The sequence below is a fragment of the Paraburkholderia caballeronis genome, from assembly GCF_900104845.1.
Classification (GTDB): Bacteria; Pseudomonadota; Gammaproteobacteria; order Burkholderiales; family Burkholderiaceae; genus Paraburkholderia; species Paraburkholderia caballeronis.
In genome coordinates this window covers 317,683-334,218 of sequence record NZ_FNSR01000003.1, presented here as the reverse complement: position 1 = coordinate 334,218, position 16,536 = coordinate 317,683, and the positions used below count along the sequence as shown (strand labels likewise).

The following is a 16,536-nucleotide window of genomic DNA, read 5'->3' as shown; positions in this document are numbered from 1 at the left end:
GGAGCATCGACATGAACATCTCGAAGTTCTTCATCGACCGGCCGATCTTCGCCGGCGTGCTGTCGGTCGTGATCCTGCTCGCCGGGATCATTGCGCTGACGAAGCTGCCCACGGCCGAATATCCGGAAGTCGTGCCGCCGTCGGTGGTGGTGCGCGCGCAGTATCCGGGCGCGAATCCGAAGGTGATCGCCGAGACGGTCGCGTCGCCGATCGAGGAGCAGATCAACGGCGTCGAAAACATGCTGTACATGCAGTCGCAGGCGAACAGCGACGGCAACATGACGACGACCGTCACGTTCCGGCTCGGCACCGATCCGGACAAGGCCACCCAGCTCGTGCAGAACCGCGTGTCGCAGGCGCTGCCGCGGCTGCCGGAGGACGTCCAGCGGCTCGGCGTCACTACCATCAAGTCGTCGCCGACGCTGACGATGGGCGTGAACCTGGTGTCGCCGAACGGCCGCTACGACCTCACATATCTGCGCAACTACGCGCTCATCAACATCAAGGACCGTTTCGCGCAGGTGCCGGGCGTCGGCGAGGTCGCGCTGTGGGGCTCGGGCGACTACTCGATGCGCGTGTGGCTCGACCCGACCAAGGTCGCGCGCCAGAACCTGACCGCGACCGACGTCGTGAAGGCGATCCGCGAGCAGAACGTGCAGGTCGCGGCCGGCATCGTCGGCGGCGCGCCGATGACGACCAACGTGCCGCTGCAACTGAGCGTGAACGCGCAGGGCCGCCTGAAAACCGAAGGCGAGTTCCGCAACATCATCCTGAAGACGTCGCCGGACGGCGCGGTCACCCATCTCGGCGACGTCGCGCGCGTCGAGATGGGCGCGTCCGAATACGCGCTGCGCGCGGGCATCGACGGCAAGAAGGCGGTGCAGATCATCATCTTCCAGCAGCCGAACGCGAACTCGCTGCAGATCTCCGACGACATCCGCCGGATCACGGCCGAGTTGCAGCAGGACATGCCGGAAGGCGTGAAGGCGGAGATCGTGTACGACCCGACGCAGTTCGTGCGCGAGAGCATCGACGCGGTCGTGCATACGCTGTTCGAGGCGATCGTGCTGGTGGTGATCGTCGTGATCGTGTTCCTGCAGACGTGGCGCGCGTCGCTGATCCCGCTGCTCGCGGTGCCGGTATCGATCGTCGGCACGTTCTCGCTGATGCTCGCGTTCGGCTTCACGATCAACGCGCTGTCGCTGTTCGGGATGGTGCTCGCGATCGGGATCGTCGTCGACGATGCGATCGTCGTGGTCGAGAACGTCGAGCGCAACATCGCGGCGGGGCTGAGTCCGCTCGAAGCGTCATACGAGGCGATGCGCGAGGTCAGCGGGCCGATCATCGCGATCGCGCTGACGCTGGTCGCCGTGTTCGTGCCGCTCGCGTTCATGTCGGGCCTGACCGGCCAGTTCTACAAGCAGTTCGCGATGACGATCGCGATCTCGACGGTGATCTCCGCGTTCAACTCGCTGACGCTGTCGCCCGCGCTGTCCGCGCTGCTGCTGAAGGGCCACCATGCGCCGAAGGACCGCCTCACGCGCATCATGGACCGCGTGTTCGGACCGTTCTTCGGTCTGTTCAACAAGGTGTTCCACCGCGGCTCGGAAGCATACGGAAAGGGCGTCGGCGGCATCGTGAACCGCAAGCTCGCGATGATGGTCGTGTACGGCGTGCTGCTCGGCGGCACGGTGCTGCTCGACAGGATCGTCCCCGGCGGCTTCGTGCCCGCGCAGGACAAGGACTATCTGGTCAGCATCCTGCAACTGCCGGCCGGCGCGTCGCTCGACCGCACGGAGAAGGTCGTCGACGAAATGGGCGACATCGCGCGCAGCCAGCCGGGCGTCGTGCATACGACCGAGTTCCCGGGCCTGTCGGTGACCGGCCTGATGAACTCGTCGAGCAGCGGCCTCGTGTTCTCGGTGATGAGCCCGTCGAAGCAGCGCGGCCACGGCGAGACGGCCAACGACGTCGTCGGCAACCTGAACCGCGAATACGCGGGCATCAAGGACGCGGCGATCGCGACGTTCCCGCCGCCGCCGGTGCAGGGCCTCGGCACGATCGGCGGCTTCAAGCTGCAGATCGAGGACCGCGGCGCGCTCGGCTACGAGGCGTTGAACCGCGCGACCCAGGCGTTCCTCGCGGCCGCCGCGAAGGCGCCGGAACTCGGCCCGTCGTTTTCGAGCTACCAGATCAACGTGCCGCAGCTGAACGTCGAGCTGGACCGCGAGAAGGCGAAGCAGCTGGGCGTGTCGGTCACCGACGTGTTCGACACGATGCAGATCTATCTCGGCTCGCTGTACGTGAACGACTTCAACCAGTTCGGCCGCGTCTATCAGGTCCGCGCGCAGGCCGACGCGCCGTTCCGCGCGTCCGCCGACAGCATCCTGGAACTGAAGACCCGCAACGACCGGGGCGAGATGGTGCCGCTGTCGTCGCTCGTGAAGGTGACGCCGACCTACGGCCCGGAGATGGTGGTCCGCTACAACGGCTTTCTCGCGGCCGACATCAACGGCGGCCCCGCGCCCGGCTACTCGTCGGGCCAGGCGATGGCGGCCGTCGAGCGGATCGCCGCGCAGACGCTGCCGCGCGGGATCAGGTTCGAATGGACCGACCTCACGTACCAGCAGATCCTCGCGGGCAACGCGGCGTTCTGGGTGTTTCCGGTCAGCGTGCTGCTCGTGTTCCTCGTGCTCGCCGCGATGTACGAGAGCCTGACGCTGCCGCTCGCGATCCTGCTGATCGTGCCGATGAGCATCCTGTCCGCGCTGTTCGGCGTGTGGCTCACGCGCGGCGACAACAACATCTTCACGCAGATCGGGCTGATGGTGCTGGTCGGGTTGTCCGCGAAAAACGCGATCCTGATCGTCGAGTTCGCGCGCGAGCTGGAAATCCAGGGCCGCTCGATCGTGCAGGCCGCGATCGAGGCGTGCCGGCTGCGGCTGCGGCCGATCCTGATGACGTCGATCGCTTTCATCATGGGCGTCGTGCCGCTCGTCATGTCGACCGGCGCGGGCTCGGAAATGCGGCGCGCGATGGGGATCGCGGTGTTCTTCGGGATGCTCGGCGTGACGTTCTTCGGCCTGCTGCTGACGCCGGTGTTCTACGTGATCCTGCGCAAGCTGGCGGGCGGCAAGCCGCTGAAGGACCGGCACGGCCGCCATCCGCAGATTCATGGCGCGGACGAGCACGACGACGACGGCGACGACAACGGTAATGGCAATGGCAACGGCGATGGCCGGGCGCGCGACGCGAAGGTGTCCGAGCCGGCCTTCCAGGAATGAGGAGAGCGTGATGAAACGGATCCTGTCGATGAAAAACGGTTTTGCCGGCTCGCTGCTGCTCGGCGCGCTGCTGGTGCTCGCGGGCTGCTCGCTCGCGCCGAACTACCAGGTGCCCACGACGCCCGCGCTCGCGACGTTCAAGGAAGCGCCGCCGCCGTCGCAGGCGGAACGCGACGGCCTGGGTGCGTGGAAAACCGCGCAGCCGGCCGAGGACGCCGCGCGCGGCGAGTGGTGGAAGGTGTTCGGCGACCCGGCGCTCGACGACCTCGAACGCCAGGCGCTCGACGCGAACCAGAACCTGAAGGCGGCCGCCGCGCGCGTGAAGGAGGCGCGCGCGCTGAACCAGGCCGCGCGGGCCGGCCTGTTCCCGACGCTCGACGCCGGCTTCGGCCCGACGCGCGAGCGCGTGTCCGCCGCGTCGCTGTTCGAGCCGGACGGCGCGAACGTGCCGCAGCAGACGTTCTGGCGCGCGCAGGCGAGCGCGTCCTACGAGGTCGATCTGTTCGGCCGCGTCGCGTCCACCGTCGATGCGGCGAAGGCCGACGCGCAGCGCAGCGACGCGCTGTTCCGCTCGGTGCAGCTCGCGTTGCAGGCGGACGTCGCGCAGAACTACTTCGCGCTGCGCGAACTCGACGCGGAAGCAGCCGTGTTCGCGCAGGCGGTCGATCTGCGCGCGCAGGCGCTGAAGCTGGTCGAGCGCCGCCACGCGGAAGGCGACGTGACCGAACTGGACGTGTCGCGCGCCCGCGCCGAACTCGCGAGCGCGAAGTCCGACGCGATGACCGTCGCGCGGCTGCGCGCGTCGTCCGAGCATGGCCTTGCGGTGCTGCTCGGCAAGGCGCCGGCCGAATTCTCGATGGCGGCCGCGCCGCTGACGCCGGTGAGGCTGCGAGTCCCGCCGGGGCTGCCGTCGTCGCTGCTCGAACGCCGCCCGGACATCGCGGCCGCCGAGCGCGCGATGGCGGCGGCCAACGCGCGGATCGGCGTCGCGAAAGCGGCGTTCTTTCCGTCGCTGAGCCTCACCGGCACCGGCGGGTTCGAGTCGGCGACGATCGGCGACCTGTTCAAGTGGTCGAGCCGCGCGTTCCTGCTCGGGCCGCTGGCCGGCACCGCGCTCACGGTGCCGCTCTTCGACGGCGGCCGCCGCAAGGGCAATCTCGCGAACGCGCGCGCGGTCTACGAGGAGGATGTCGCGAACTACCGGCAACAGGTGCTCGTCGCGTTCCGCGAGGTCGAGGACAATCTCGCGGACCTGCGGATTCTCGACGACCAGACGAACACGCAGAACGACGCGGTGCAGGCGTCGCAGCGCGCGGCCGACCTGTCGCGCGTGCAGTACACGGAAGGCGCGGTGAACTATCTGGACGTGATCGACGCGGAGCGCACCGTGTTGCAGGCGCGGCGGACCGCCGTGCAGTTGCAGGGCGTGCAGGCCGCGGCGACCGTGAACCTGATCCGCGCGCTCGGCGGCGGCTGGGGCGACGCCGCGCCGCCTTCCGGCGAACCGCCGGTCGCGGGGAGCGGCGCGAAGTCCGGCGACGTTCGCGCGCTCGCGCAGCGGTAGCCGCTGCGCCGACGCAACCGCACGCGGGCCCGTTCGATCCGTCGAACGAGCCCGCTGCCGTGTCAGGCGCGACGGACGGTGAGCGGATACGGGAGCGTCGCCACGAGCGGCGCGCTCACGTCGGCACCCGCTCGCTCACCACCACGCGATTGCGGCCGCTGCGCTTCGCTTCGTAAAGCGCGCTGTCCGCCGCGCTCATCAACGCATCGAGATTGCCGTTCTCGTTCAGTTGCGCGAGCCCGATGCTGACCGTCAGGCTGAACGACAGGCGATCGGCGATCCGCACCGGAATCGACGCGATCCGCTCGCGCAGGCGCTCCGCGGCGAGACGGCCCGCTTCGAGCGTCGCGCCGGGCAGCAGCAGCGCGAACTCCTCGCCGCCGAGCCGGGCCGCCGCATCGGTGTTGCCGGCGATCTGCGCGCACGCGCCGGCGATCGCCTTCAGCGCCTCGTCGCCGGCCGCATGCCCGTAGCGATCGTTGATCTGCTTGAAGTTGTCCGCGTCGAGCATCATGAACACCATGCCGCGCTCGCCGGGCCGCGCCCGCGCGATCTCGCGCTCCGCCACCTCGATGAAATGCCGCCGGTTGCTGAGCTTGACGAGCGGATCGGTCGACGCCCACTCGGTCAGTTGCTGGATCAGGAAGCGCCGCTCTTCGAGCATCGCGAACAGCATCAGCGACAGCACGGCCACCGGCGCGACGACAAAGCCAACGTTGAAGAGCCGCTCCTGAAGCGGCGCCTGCTCGCCCAGTTCCATTCCGGCGATGCCGGACCACGTCATCGCCACCGCGATCAGCACGTTGGCCAGCGTGATGCCGCGCAGCCCGGCGCCCTGCCCGATCCAGATCAGCAGCAGGCAGATCATGCCGAGCAGCAGCAGCGGATGCGGCGGAAAACCGGTGAACGCGATCAGCGCGATCAACGACAGCGCGCCGCTCAGCAGGCACAGGTCGATCGTCCGCGACGAAGCCGACGCCTTGGTCCCCGGCGTGCACCACGACAGGATCAGCGGCGTGACGGTCAACTGGCCGAGCGCGTTGCCGATCCACCAGCGCAGCCACGCGGGCGGCGCCGTCGCGAATTCGTAGAAGAGCCGTTGACCGTCGATCCACGGCGCGGCCCATCCCGCCTGCCGGATGCCCGAGAACACGGCTCCCTGCAGGTAAAGGGCGAAGATGCCGCCCGTGCTGCTGATCGGCTGAAGCACGAAAAAGACCAGCACGACGAACAGCGCGACGTCGCGCGGCCGGTCGAAACGGCGCGAGATTTTCCAGCGTTCGAACAGCCGGCCGCCGATCGCGTTTTCGACGCAGTTGAACACGCCGATCAGCAGGCCGGTCAACGGCGACGAACCCGACCAGACGGACAGGAACGTCTGGCCGACCAGGATGCCCGGCCAGATCCGCGCGCCGAACAGGATGCGAAACGCAAGCGCGATGCCTTCCGGCATGAAGATCATGCAGGTGCCGTCGCCATACTGCCGCGACACCGCAAACGCCATCCGGCCGAGCAGGCTGTACGCCAATGCCAGGACGACGCAGAGCAGCCCTGTCTGTCCCAGCCGGTTTCGGGTCGTTGCGTGCATTGTCTGGCAGGCCGGTGAATGAGATGAAAGGAGCCGCGGCTTCGCCCCGCCGCTGGCACAGGGCAACCCGGCAAATGGCCTATGGAAAAACCCGCACGGCGCGCCCATGCGAATTCGAGTAATAAGGCGCGCAGTATTTCGACGCAATAACGTCCAGAATATCGGCAACTTTAGAGCTATCGATATGAATCCGGACAAGAATTGTTTTATCGGCGCAATCGGTATTTTTAATCGAATTACGCCCGGATAGAATGCCGGCGATTTCGCTTTTTATTTACCGGAATAAACTCCGCGATTATTGTCCGGCGGCCGCCATCTCCGCGCCGAGATAGTCCGCGATATCGACGTCGTCGATCTGCCCGGGACTCATGAACCGCTTCGCGTAGTCCATGTAAACGCCCGACTGAAGGAAAAGATCGAACAGTTCCGGGTCGATATGATCGCCCCGCTTCATCTCCGCCATGATCCCGAGCGACTCGGACAGCGTCTTGCCGCGCTTGTACGGCCGGTCCGGCGCGGTCAGCGCCTCGAAGATGTCCGCGATCGCGACCATCCGCGCGAGCGGGCTCATCTCGTCGCGCGTGAGCCCCTTCGGATAACCGGTCCCGTCCATCTTCTCGTGATGCCCGCCCGCGATTTCCGGCACGCGCAGCATGTGCCGGGGGAACGGCAGCTGCGACAGCATCACGATGGTCTGGATGATGTGCTCGTTGATCTTGAAACGCTCTTCGGCCGTCAACGTGCCGGTCGGCACCAGCAGATTGTGCAGTTCGCCGCGGTCGTACAGCAGCTCCGGCGCGTTCATGTTGAATCCCCACCGGTTGCCGGCCGCGACGTGGTTCGGCCCGACGCGCGCGATCCGATGCTCCGGCTTGTCCGCGAGCAGCGTCTCCACGGCCGGCAACGGACGCGGCGGCGTGCGGTCCATCCGCTGCCGCTCGTCGCGCGACACGCCGAGACGGTCGTCGAGCGTGCGGACCCACTGGCGCTCGCCGATGCGGCGCAGCCGGTCCGCGCTCGCCGGGTCCAGCCGCTCGTCGCCGTGGTTCCACGCGGCGATGAACGCGAAATCGTCGTCGAGTTGCGACAGCGCGGCGTCGCGGCGCGTCGCGGCCGCATCCGGATCGGCGCCGGCGGCGAGCGACTTCAGATAGCGGATTTCCTCGTCGCGCTTCAGCACCTCGAAGCGCATCCTGATCTCGTGAATCCGGTCGTAGATCGTTTCGAGCTTCGTCGCCTTTTCAACGACGTATTCCGGCGTCGTGATCTTGCCGCAGTCGTGCAGCCACGCGGCCACGTGCAGCTCCTGCCATTCGGACGCGCCCAGCCTGAAGTCGCGATACGGGCCTGCGGTGGCCGCGCAGGCCGCCTTCGCGAGCATCTTCACCAGTTCGGGCACGCGCGCGCAATGGCCGCCCGTATGCGGGCTCTTCGCGTCGATCGCGGCCGCGATCAACTGCACGAACGAATCGAACAGGTTCTGCTGCGCGGCGATCAGCTCGCGCGCCTCGATCGCGCTGACGAACAGCGCGGTCAGCGTCGTGATGAACGCCAGCCGTTCGCGCTCCATCGGCGTCGAGCGCAGCAGCAGAAACACGCCGACCAGTTCGCAGCGGCGGTTCAGCAACGGGATCGCCGCCGCATGGCAGTTGCTGTCCGGCTGCAGCACGCGCAGCCCGGCCTGGTCGATGTCGTCGGCGGACAGCAAGCCGGTGTGCGCGCGGCCGTCCTGCACCGCGGCCTGAATGAACGCGGCCGCGCCGGCGATCGCGAGCGGCGACAGCCGCTCCGCGCCGATCGCATGGTTGCGCGTCAGCGCGGAGGCGGGCTTCAGCAGGCCGTCGTCCGCGAGATACAGCACGCCGGCGTCCGCGCGAGCCTCGGCCAGCATCTCGGTCAACAGCAGCGAGAACAGCCGGCCGAATTCCGGTTCGGCCGCAACGGTCTGCACGGTGTCGAGCAGGCGGCGGATGGTGTCGCGCATCGCCTCCAGCGTCGCGCCGAGCCGGTAGACCTCGCTGATGCCCGACGACACCCGTTCGGTCGCGCCGAACTCGAAGCGGCGCACGGCGTCGGCCTGCGCGCCGAGCTGCTCCAGCGGCTTCGTCACGCGCACGGCCATCATCCAGGTGGCGACGAGCGACAACGCGATGACCGTCAGCGTCGCGATGATGCCGAGCCCGCGGATGCGCTGCGCCGAACTCATCGCCTCGGCTTCGGGCACGGCGGAGACCAGATAAAGCGGCTCGGTGCCGTCGAACGACAGCCGGCTCACCGACGTGTACCAGCCCGAGCCGTCCACGTCCATCAGGCCGCCCGGCCCGGACGCAGATGCAGATGCAGATGCAGACGACGACAGCAGCACCGCGTCGCCGAGCCGCGCGAGCACCGGAATGCCGGCTTCGCGCGAGTGCAGCAGGCGATATGAGCCGTCGTTCGCGGTCGCGACGACGCTCGCGGGCAGGTCGGATGCGACCAGCCGGCCGTCCGGATTCGCGAGCGCGAGGATCATGCCCGGCGAACTGCGCTGCGCGACGAGCGCGTCGTGCAGCGTGTCGAGGTTGATGTCGCACGCAACCACGGCATCGCTGCCCGGCGCGACGCGCGCGAGCGTCATGCCGACCTCGGGCGTCGAGAAAAACGCATAGGGCGGCGTGCGCACGAGGCCGTTGGTCTCGATGGCCCGCCGATACCACGGGCGGCTGCGCGGATCGTACTGCGCCGGATAGTCGGGATGCTCGACCCGCTTCAGCGGACGCATGTCGGCATCCGCATAGATGTAGAGGCCGGTCGGCGCGCCGCTGCCGCGCTCGATGCTCTGGATCACGAACTTCGTGCCGGGCGGCGCATCGAGCGTGTGCCGCTGGCCGTCGTTCTGCAACTGGCGCAGGAAGAAGAAGTCGCCGTTGCCGTAACCCACGTACACGGACTCGATGGCCGGCAGCGCCGACAGCGCCTCGCGCAGCGCGCCGATATCGGCCAGGCGCTCCCGCAACGAACCCGCATGCACGATCCGGTTGTAGCCGATCTCCCTGACCGCCATGCCGGCCGGCATCACCATGTTGCGGATTTCCGCGGCCGTTTCGCGGCCGATTTCGCGTTCGAGCGCGGACGAATGGGTTTCGAGCACCCGCTTGAGCGCCTGGTAGCTGATCGTCCCGATCAGGCCGCCGACCAGCAACACGATCGCGGCGAACAGCACCGATATGTGAAGCCGAAGGGGGAAATGCATGGGGCCGCTCATAGGGACTTGTCCATGGTGTCCGTGCATGGGATTCGACTGTCGAACCCGTCGCCAATCGTGCTCGATCAGGTTCCATCAAGCGACTCTCTGGAATCCGGCCATCGTTTTCTTTAACGACCGATTTGTGCCATTTATTAGCACGAAATCAAGAAAACTATACGAGTGGGAATGAAGAAAGAGCCCGCCTGTCATTTGATCGACATTTTTCGCGTCGAATCCGGGCGTAAAACGTTTGCGCGATTGCACGATTTTTACGGGCGAATTACTTTCTTTTTTTTCTGTGTCGTCCGCGCGTATTCGCGCGCAATGCGGGGGAGCGCGATCGCTGCGCCTGGCATCGATCGGGCCGGCGCTGCCGCGCCCGTTCAGCCGTTCGTCTTTTGCAGCGTGTCGGCCAGATGATTGACGACCGCGCGCGTCTTCGCGGCCATCTTCTGCCCGAGCGAGATGATCGCGTGAACCGGCGGGCCGTCGACGTCCGAGTCCGGCAGCAGATGCACGAGCCGCCCCGCGCTCACGTAGGGCTGCGCGACGCGGTCGAGAATCTGCGCGATCCCGAAGCCGGCGACCGCGGACTCGATCAGCGCCTGACCGTCCGCAAGCACCAGCACCGGATGCGGCGCGTACTCGCGCACCGAAGCGCCGTCGCGCAGCGTCCACGGCCGCAGCCGCCCGGTCGGCCCGCGAAACACGACTGCGTCGTGGCCGCCGAGGTCGTCGACGCCATTGACCGCGCCCCGTCGCGCCAGATACTCCGGCGACGCATACAGCCCGAGCCGCAGGTCGCACAGCTTGCGCACCGTGAGTTCGCTGTCCTCGGGCAGCGCGCCGATCCGCACGACCACGTCCCAGCCTTCGCCGATCGGATCGGACATCCGGTCGGTCAACGCGATTTCGAGCGTGATCTTCGGATGCCGGTCGCGCAGTTCGATGAAGCTCGGCAGCAGCAGCCGGCCGAAACCGGCCGGCAAGTCGATCTTCACGCGCCCGGCCGGTTCCGAGCGCCGCGACGCGAGTTGCTGCTCCGCGTCGCGCAGCGTGTCGAGCGCGTCCTGCGCGGCGCCCAGATAGGTTTCGCCGTCCTCGGTCAGCCGGACCGCGCGCGTCGTGCGCTGGAACAGCCGCGTGCCGAGCCGCGCTTCGAGCCGCTGCACGGCCTTGCCGACGTTCGACTTGCTGCTGCCCAGTTCCTCCGCCGCGCGGGTGAAGCTGCCGCTCTGGGCCACCGCGACGAAAACCGCGATCTCGTTGATCGGTGCATCTACGCGCTCGTTCATGTCGAAGCCCGTTTTGCGAAGATTGAAGAAAGGATGAACCGGACTGTAGCAGGCCGCGCGGGTTGTGCCGCGAGGCGGGCGGCTACCGGCCGGTGAGATTCCTGCGGGGAGGCGCGTGGCGCGCGCCACGACGCGCATGCCTGCGCACAGGCATGGGCATTCACGCAGCGCGCCGATGCGCCGTTCGCGCGCGCGGCGTCACACCCCGCCTGCGCGGGCGACATTCGCGACACACTCATGCACACACTCATGCATTGACCGCCACGTCGGCCCGCGCTTCGCCGTCCGCGCGCGAACCGGGTTCGTCGTCCTGCGCCGGCGCGCGACTCAGGAACGCGAACGTCGCGACCGCGGACAGCAGCGTAATCACGATCAGCACGTGCAGCAGGCTCGTGAACGCCTCCGCATAGCTTGCGCGCAGCGCCGCGCGGCCGACTTCCGGCAGTGCCGCCAGCGCGTGCGAGACGTCGCCGGCGGTCATGCGCTGCGCGGCCTCCGCGATGCGCGCGTCGATGCCGGGACCGTCGCTCGCCATGGTCCCGCCCGCCACGGTCCGCGCGAGGCCTGCGTGCGCGAGCGCCGCGAGGATCGCGGTGGCGATCGCGAGCGCGATGCCTTCGCCCGCGACGCGCGTCGTGCTGAAGATGCCCGACGCCATCCCCGCGCGCTCCTTCGGCACGACGCTGACCGACAGACCGTCCATCAGCCCCCACGGCATGCCCGCGCCGACGCCGATCACCAGCATCGGCGCCACCAGCGCGCCGCGCGACGCCGCGAAATCGACGCCGCTCAGCCAGAACAGGCCGGCCGCCGCGATCAGGAAGCCGATGCCCGACAACACGCCCGGCGACAGCCAGCGCGTCAGCGACGCGACGGCCATCGGCACGATCAGCATCGGCGCGGACAGCGCGATCATCAGCAGGCCCGCGTCCATCTCGCTCAGTCCTTCCGCGCCGATGAAGCGCAGCGGCAGCATCACGACGAGCACGATGTAGCAGTAGCAGGTGCCGACCGGCAGGATCTGCACGCCGACGAAGCGCGGATAACGGAACAGGCCCAGTTCGAGCATCGGCCGCTTCGCGCGCGTCTCGACCACGACGAACGCGGCGAGGAACAGCGCCGACGCCGCGAGCAGCGCGACGACCGGCGCGCTGCCCCAGCCGCGCTCCGGCGCCTCGATCACGCCGAACGTGAACAGCGCGAGCGTCGCGGTGAACGTGACGGTGCCGGGGTAATCGAGGCCGGTCGCGCCCGGATCGCGCGTCTCGCGCATGCGCGGCACGCCGAACGCGAACGCCACCGCGCCGATCGCCGCGATCACCGCGAAGATCGAGCGCCAGCCGAACTGCCCGATCAGCACGCCGGCCATCAGCGGGCCGAACGCGAGCCCGATGCCGAAGCTCGTGCCGAGCAGGCTGAACGCGCGGGTGCGCGCGTGGCCGTCGAACTCCTGCGCGAGCGACGCGGCCCCGCTCGACAGCGACGCGGCCGCTGCGACGCCCTGCAGCGCGCGCAGCACGTCGAGCCCGACGACCGACGGCGCGAAGCTCATCGCCAGCGACGTGACGATGAAGCCGCCGAGGCCGAACACGAACAGCTTCTTGCGGCCGAACTGGTCCGCGAGCGCGCCGGCCGCCATCAACAGGCTGCCGAAGCTCAGCATGAACGCGTTCGTGATCCACGTGAGCGACGCCGCGTCGCCGCCGAGGTCGCGGCCGATCGCGGGCGTCGCGACCGCGCCGCCGGAGAACGACAGCGGCAGCACGAGCGCGGACAGGCAGACGGCGGCGAGGATCAGCCGCTTCGCCGGGTCGGCGGGCTGGGACAGGGAACGATTCATTCGTCGGATTCCGGATTGAACTGGGTGAAGTGCAGACCGCGCGCGACGCGCGCCGGCACACGAAACAAGGCAGTCATTCTGTCGGTCCCGCGCCGCCGGATAAACGCCGCGCGAGTGGCCGCTGCGTCGCCTGGAACGCGACAATCGCCTGCCATCGGGCACGCGTCTAAAACCCGCGCGCGATTCCGCTAACCCGCCCGCGACGCGCGCCGATTGTCGCCGTCCGTTCGACAGACTGACGCCTCAACGCCCGTTTATCGCGCGGCGCGATCCCGCGATACTTCATTCCAACGCTGCTGCGCATCGGCGCACATCGAAACCCCACCGGCTCATCCGGCTACTTCATTTTTCGGAAAGGTCACCGCCATGAAGCTCTACATCGCCCAGGCCACCTGCTCGCTCGCGGTTCAGGCCATCGCCAACGAACTCGGCCTCGCGCCGGAACTCGTGCACTTCGACGTGTTCGGCAAATCGACGTCGAACGGCGCCGCGTTCGCGGACGTCAACGCACTGCAATACGTGCCGGTCCTCGAACTCGACAACGCGAGCCGCGACCGTCTGACCGAAACGACGATCATCACTTCGTACCTCGCGGACCAGCATCCGGAATCCGGCCTGATCCCGAAGCACGGCACGATGGAACGCGTGCGGATGGACCAGTTGCTGACGTTCGTCGCGACCGAGATCGCGCAGAAGCACATTCCGCTGATGCGCAAGCTGATGACCGCCGACGGCATCGCGTATCACACGAACAAGCTGCTCGCCGCCTACGGCATGCTCGACGCGCGGCTCGCGGACGGCCGCGCGTATCTGACCGGCGAGCAGTTCACCGTCGTGGACGCGTACGTGTGGGCGACGCTGTGGCACGAACGCTCCGGCGTGAATCTCGATCATCTGAAGCATCTGCACGCGTACATCGCGCGCATCGAAGCGCGGCCGTCCGTGCAGAAGGCGCTGAAGGACGAAGCGGAAGTCGTGTCGCGGCACAAGGCGCTGCTGGCCGCGTGAGCCATGTGCGGGCCGGCCAGATCTGATGCCTGAAATGCAGCAAGCCCCGTGATTAACGCGGGGCTTGCTGCATTTGCATTTTTCGAATGAGCGCGCGCTCGCGCGACCGCTCTGCCTCGCGAAGCATCGAAGCGCCGCTTCAAGCGGCGGCCTGCCCGCCTTCGTCCGCAGCGATCGCCGCGAGCCGCGCGCGCCCGAACGGCGCCCGTGTCGCCGCCGGCTCGCGCTCGAACGCCTCGACGACGAAATCGACGAAGGTCCGCACCGTCGCCGCCAGATTGCGGCGGGTCAGATACGCGATGCTCAGGCCGGTGTCGGGCGGCTCGAACGCGGTCGGCACGCGTAGCAGCGCGCCGTTCGCGAGGTCCGATGCGACCAGGTAGTCCGGCACCAGCGCCGCGCCCATTCCTTCGAGCGCGAGTTGCCGCAGCACGTCGCTGTTGTTCACGCGGATGCGCGACGCGGCCGGCCACTGCTCGTCGAGCCACTGGCGCACGGCCGCGTCGAGCGCGCCCGGCGACGGGTCGTCGTAGGTCAAAAGCGTCGGCGCGGCCGGCTGGCCCGCGCGGCCTTTGCCGTCCGCGGCCCGCAGCGACGCGGCATACGACGGCGACGCGACCACGTGCTGCGGCCATCGCACGACGCGCCGCACGACGACCGACCCGGAGTGCTGATAGTCGTCGCCGAACACCGCGACGTCGAACCGGTGCTCGACCAGATCGACCGGTCCATGGGTGAACGTCAGTTGCGGCGCGACCGACGGGTAGCGCGCGCGGTAGTCGCCGAGCAGTTTCGCGACACAGCCCGCGCCGAGGCTGCCCTGCACCGCGATGCGCAGCGGCCCGGCCGGCACGCGGCTCGTCGCCTGCAGCGCCCCTTCGACTTCGTCGATCTCGTCGACGAGCGGCCTCACCCGCTCGAACAGCAGGCGGCCCGCGTCGGTCAGCGTGACGCTGCGCGTGGTCCGTTGCAGCAGCCGCGCCGCGAACCGGTCTTCGAGCGACGCCACGTTGCGCGTCACCGCCGCGCTCGACACGTCGAACTGGTCCGCCGCGCCTGCAAAGCTGCGAAGTTCCGCGACCTTCACGAACATTCTGAGTGATTGCAGGTAATCCATCGCGTCTGCCTGTTGAATGCCGCCGGCCGGCCCGCAGGCCGGCTCGAACGCAATGGGCGAACTGTACAGGCTGCGCGGACCCCGGATAAAGGCCGCGACGACGAATTGAGTTTTCAGACAGACCACACAATTTCACGGTGTGGTGCGGGGGCGGGCCGCAGCGACCCATTCTGCATCGGCGGCGCGCCGGCCCATTGACGCCCCGAAGGCGACTCAGCGTCTCCCGCCGCCGGCTTTTTCCGCGCGCGGCAATCGGCGACGATGCGTACGTCGCGAGCCGCTATCCGCATGGCTCGCATGCCGCCCGCGCATCGACGCGACGTGGCACGACGCACAACTATCCCAGGGAGGCCCACGATGCAGCAGCACCCGGCAACGACGACGCCCGACGCACCATCCGACGCACCGCCCGACGCAATCGCCGCCGCGCGCACCGCGAAGCTCTTCGAGCCGGTGCGGATCGGCGCGCTGACGCTGAAGAACCGGATCGCGATGTCGCCGATGACGCGCACGATGGCGCCGGGCGGCGTAGTGGGCGAAGCGAACGCCGCGTATTATCGCCGCCGCGCGGCGGGCGGCGCGGGGCTCATCATCACCGAGGGCGCGTGGATTCCGCACGATGCGGCCGCTAACGAAGCGGACGTGCCGCGCCTGTACGGCCCCGATGCGCTGAACGGCTGGCGGCAGGTCGTGGACGCGGTGCACGCGGAACACACGCCGATCCTCGCGCAGTTGTGGCACGTCGGGCAGATGAAGCAGCACACGGTGGACGGGCTCTATGCGCCGAAGGGCGCCGACTACCGGCCGCCGCGCCGGGTCGGTCCGTCGGGCCTGTCCGGCGGCATCGGCAAGCCGACCACGCGCGACGGCGAGCCGGCGCTGCCCGCCGACCTCGACGCGATCGTCGAGGCCTACGGCAAGGCGGCGATCAACGCGAAGATGGCCGGTTTCGACGGCGTCGAGCTGCATGCCGCGCACGGTTATCTGCTCGACCAGTTCCTGTGGCCCGGCACGAACCGCCGCGACGACCGCTGGGGCGGCTCGCTGCGCAACCGCGCGCGGCTCGCGGCCGACGCGGTCGCCGAAATCCGCCGGATGACCGGGCCGGACTTCGCAGTGTCGCTGCGGATCTCGCAATGGAAAGTGCAGGACTTCGCCGCGAAGAACTTCGCGACACCGGCCGAACTGGAGGAATTCGCACGCCTGATGGTCGATGCGGGCGTGGACGTGTTCCACTGCTCGACGCGCCGCTTCTGGGACAACGAGTTCGGCTCCGACCGGAACCTCGCCGCCTGGACGAAACAGTTGTCCGGCAAACCGGTCATCACGGTCGGCTCGATCGGGATGACCGGCGAGCACATCGACACGCTGATGGGCGAGCAGAGCGACGTCGCGTCGCTCGACCGTCTGCTCGAACTCGTGGACCGCGGCGACTTCGACGTGATCGCGGTCGGGCGCGGGATGCTGGTCGATCCGGACTGGGCGAACAAGGTCCGCGCGGGCCGCATGGACCGGCTGCAACGCTGGAACCCGGACGTGCTGAAGGCGCTGGTTTGAGCGCGGCGAACCGCGCGGCGCGCATGATCCGGAAAAGGAAAAGCCCCGGCACTTTCG

At 68.4% G+C, this 16,536-nt stretch carries 10 protein-coding genes; 5 read left to right on the top strand and 5 right to left on the bottom strand.

The window, feature by feature from the left end:
- Positions 1–11: 11 nt before the first annotated feature.
- On the top strand, positions 12–3,284 hold the full coding sequence (locus BLV92_RS28250; protein WP_090552053.1) for an efflux RND transporter permease subunit: 3,273 nt from the start codon (positions 12–14) through the stop codon (positions 3,282–3,284).
- 10 nt (positions 3,285–3,294) lie between these two features.
- Entirely contained in the window at positions 3,295–4,848 is a 1,554-nt protein-coding gene (locus BLV92_RS28245) for an efflux transporter outer membrane subunit (RefSeq protein WP_090552052.1), read from the top strand.
- Between the two features lie 115 nt (positions 4,849–4,963).
- Here BLV92_RS28245 and BLV92_RS28240 read toward each other — a convergent pair whose 3' ends face one another.
- A complete protein-coding gene (locus tag BLV92_RS28240; protein ID WP_167627156.1) occupies positions 4,964–6,376 on the bottom strand; it encodes a sensor domain-containing diguanylate cyclase in 1,413 nt (470 codons plus the stop codon).
- Positions 6,377–6,731: 355 nt separating this feature from the next.
- Complete coding sequence (locus BLV92_RS28235) at positions 6,732–9,668, bottom strand: HD domain-containing phosphohydrolase (RefSeq protein WP_244283962.1); 2,937 nt, start codon at positions 9,666–9,668, stop codon at positions 6,732–6,734.
- 180 nt (positions 9,669–9,848) lie between these two features.
- Here BLV92_RS28235 and BLV92_RS31880 point away from each other — a divergent pair, with 180 nt between their 5' ends.
- Complete coding sequence (locus BLV92_RS31880) at positions 9,849–10,082, top strand: hypothetical protein (protein WP_143040747.1); 234 nt, start codon at positions 9,849–9,851, stop codon at positions 10,080–10,082.
- Here BLV92_RS31880 and BLV92_RS28230 read toward each other — a convergent pair.
- Together BLV92_RS28230 and BLV92_RS28225 are read right to left on the bottom strand one after the other, a co-directional pair.
- Complete coding sequence (locus tag BLV92_RS28230) at positions 10,046–10,957, bottom strand: LysR family transcriptional regulator (protein ID WP_090552045.1); 912 nt, start codon at positions 10,955–10,957, stop codon at positions 10,046–10,048. The genes BLV92_RS31880 and BLV92_RS28230 overlap by 37 nt on opposite strands.
- A gap of 247 nt (positions 10,958–11,204) precedes the next feature.
- On the bottom strand, positions 11,205–12,797 hold the full coding sequence (locus BLV92_RS28225; protein WP_090552042.1) for an MFS transporter: 1,593 nt from the start codon (positions 12,795–12,797) through the stop codon (positions 11,205–11,207).
- A gap of 366 nt (positions 12,798–13,163) precedes the next feature.
- On the opposite strand from BLV92_RS28225, the gene BLV92_RS28220 reads away from it, so the two are divergent.
- Positions 13,164–13,805, top strand: a complete 642-nt coding sequence (locus tag BLV92_RS28220) for a glutathione S-transferase family protein (protein WP_090552040.1) — start codon at positions 13,164–13,166, stop codon at positions 13,803–13,805.
- A 139-nt stretch (positions 13,806–13,944) separates the two neighbouring features.
- Here the strand turns inward: BLV92_RS28220 and BLV92_RS28215 are convergent, their stop codons facing one another.
- Positions 13,945–14,922 carry a LysR family transcriptional regulator gene (locus tag BLV92_RS28215; RefSeq protein ID WP_090552038.1) on the bottom strand — a complete coding sequence of 326 codons (978 nt, stop codon included), beginning with the start codon at positions 14,920–14,922 and terminating at the stop codon, positions 13,945–13,947.
- 357 nt (positions 14,923–15,279) lie between these two features.
- On the opposite strand from BLV92_RS28215, the gene BLV92_RS28210 reads away from it, so the two are divergent.
- Positions 15,280–16,479 carry an oxidoreductase gene (locus BLV92_RS28210; protein WP_090552037.1) on the top strand — a complete coding sequence of 400 codons (1,200 nt, stop codon included), beginning with the start codon at positions 15,280–15,282 and terminating at the stop codon, positions 16,477–16,479.
- The last annotated feature ends 57 nt before the right edge of the window (positions 16,480–16,536 follow it).

Bases quoted from the DNA above. Each gene is read 5' to 3' on its own strand.
- BLV92_RS28250 (WP_090552053.1), top strand. From the start codon at position 12: ATGAACATCTCGAAGTTCTTCATCGACCGGCCGATCTTCGCCGGCGTG.
- BLV92_RS28245 (WP_090552052.1), top strand. From the start codon at position 3,295: ATGAAACGGATCCTGTCGATGAAAAACGGTTTTGCCGGCTCGCTGCTG.
- BLV92_RS28235 (WP_244283962.1), bottom strand. From the start codon at position 9,668: ATGCATTTCCCCCTTCGGCTTCACATATCGGTGCTGTTCGCCGCGATC.
- BLV92_RS31880 (WP_143040747.1), top strand. From the start codon at position 9,849: ATGAAGAAAGAGCCCGCCTGTCATTTGATCGACATTTTTCGCGTCGAA.
- BLV92_RS28230 (WP_090552045.1), bottom strand. From the start codon at position 10,957: ATGAACGAGCGCGTAGATGCACCGATCAACGAGATCGCGGTTTTCGTC.
- BLV92_RS28225 (WP_090552042.1), bottom strand. From the start codon at position 12,797: ATGAATCGTTCCCTGTCCCAGCCCGCCGACCCGGCGAAGCGGCTGATC.
- BLV92_RS28220 (WP_090552040.1), top strand. From the start codon at position 13,164: ATGAAGCTCTACATCGCCCAGGCCACCTGCTCGCTCGCGGTTCAGGCC.
- BLV92_RS28215 (WP_090552038.1), bottom strand. From the start codon at position 14,922: ATGGATTACCTGCAATCACTCAGAATGTTCGTGAAGGTCGCGGAACTT.
- BLV92_RS28210 (WP_090552037.1), top strand. From the start codon at position 15,280: ATGCAGCAGCACCCGGCAACGACGACGCCCGACGCACCATCCGACGCA.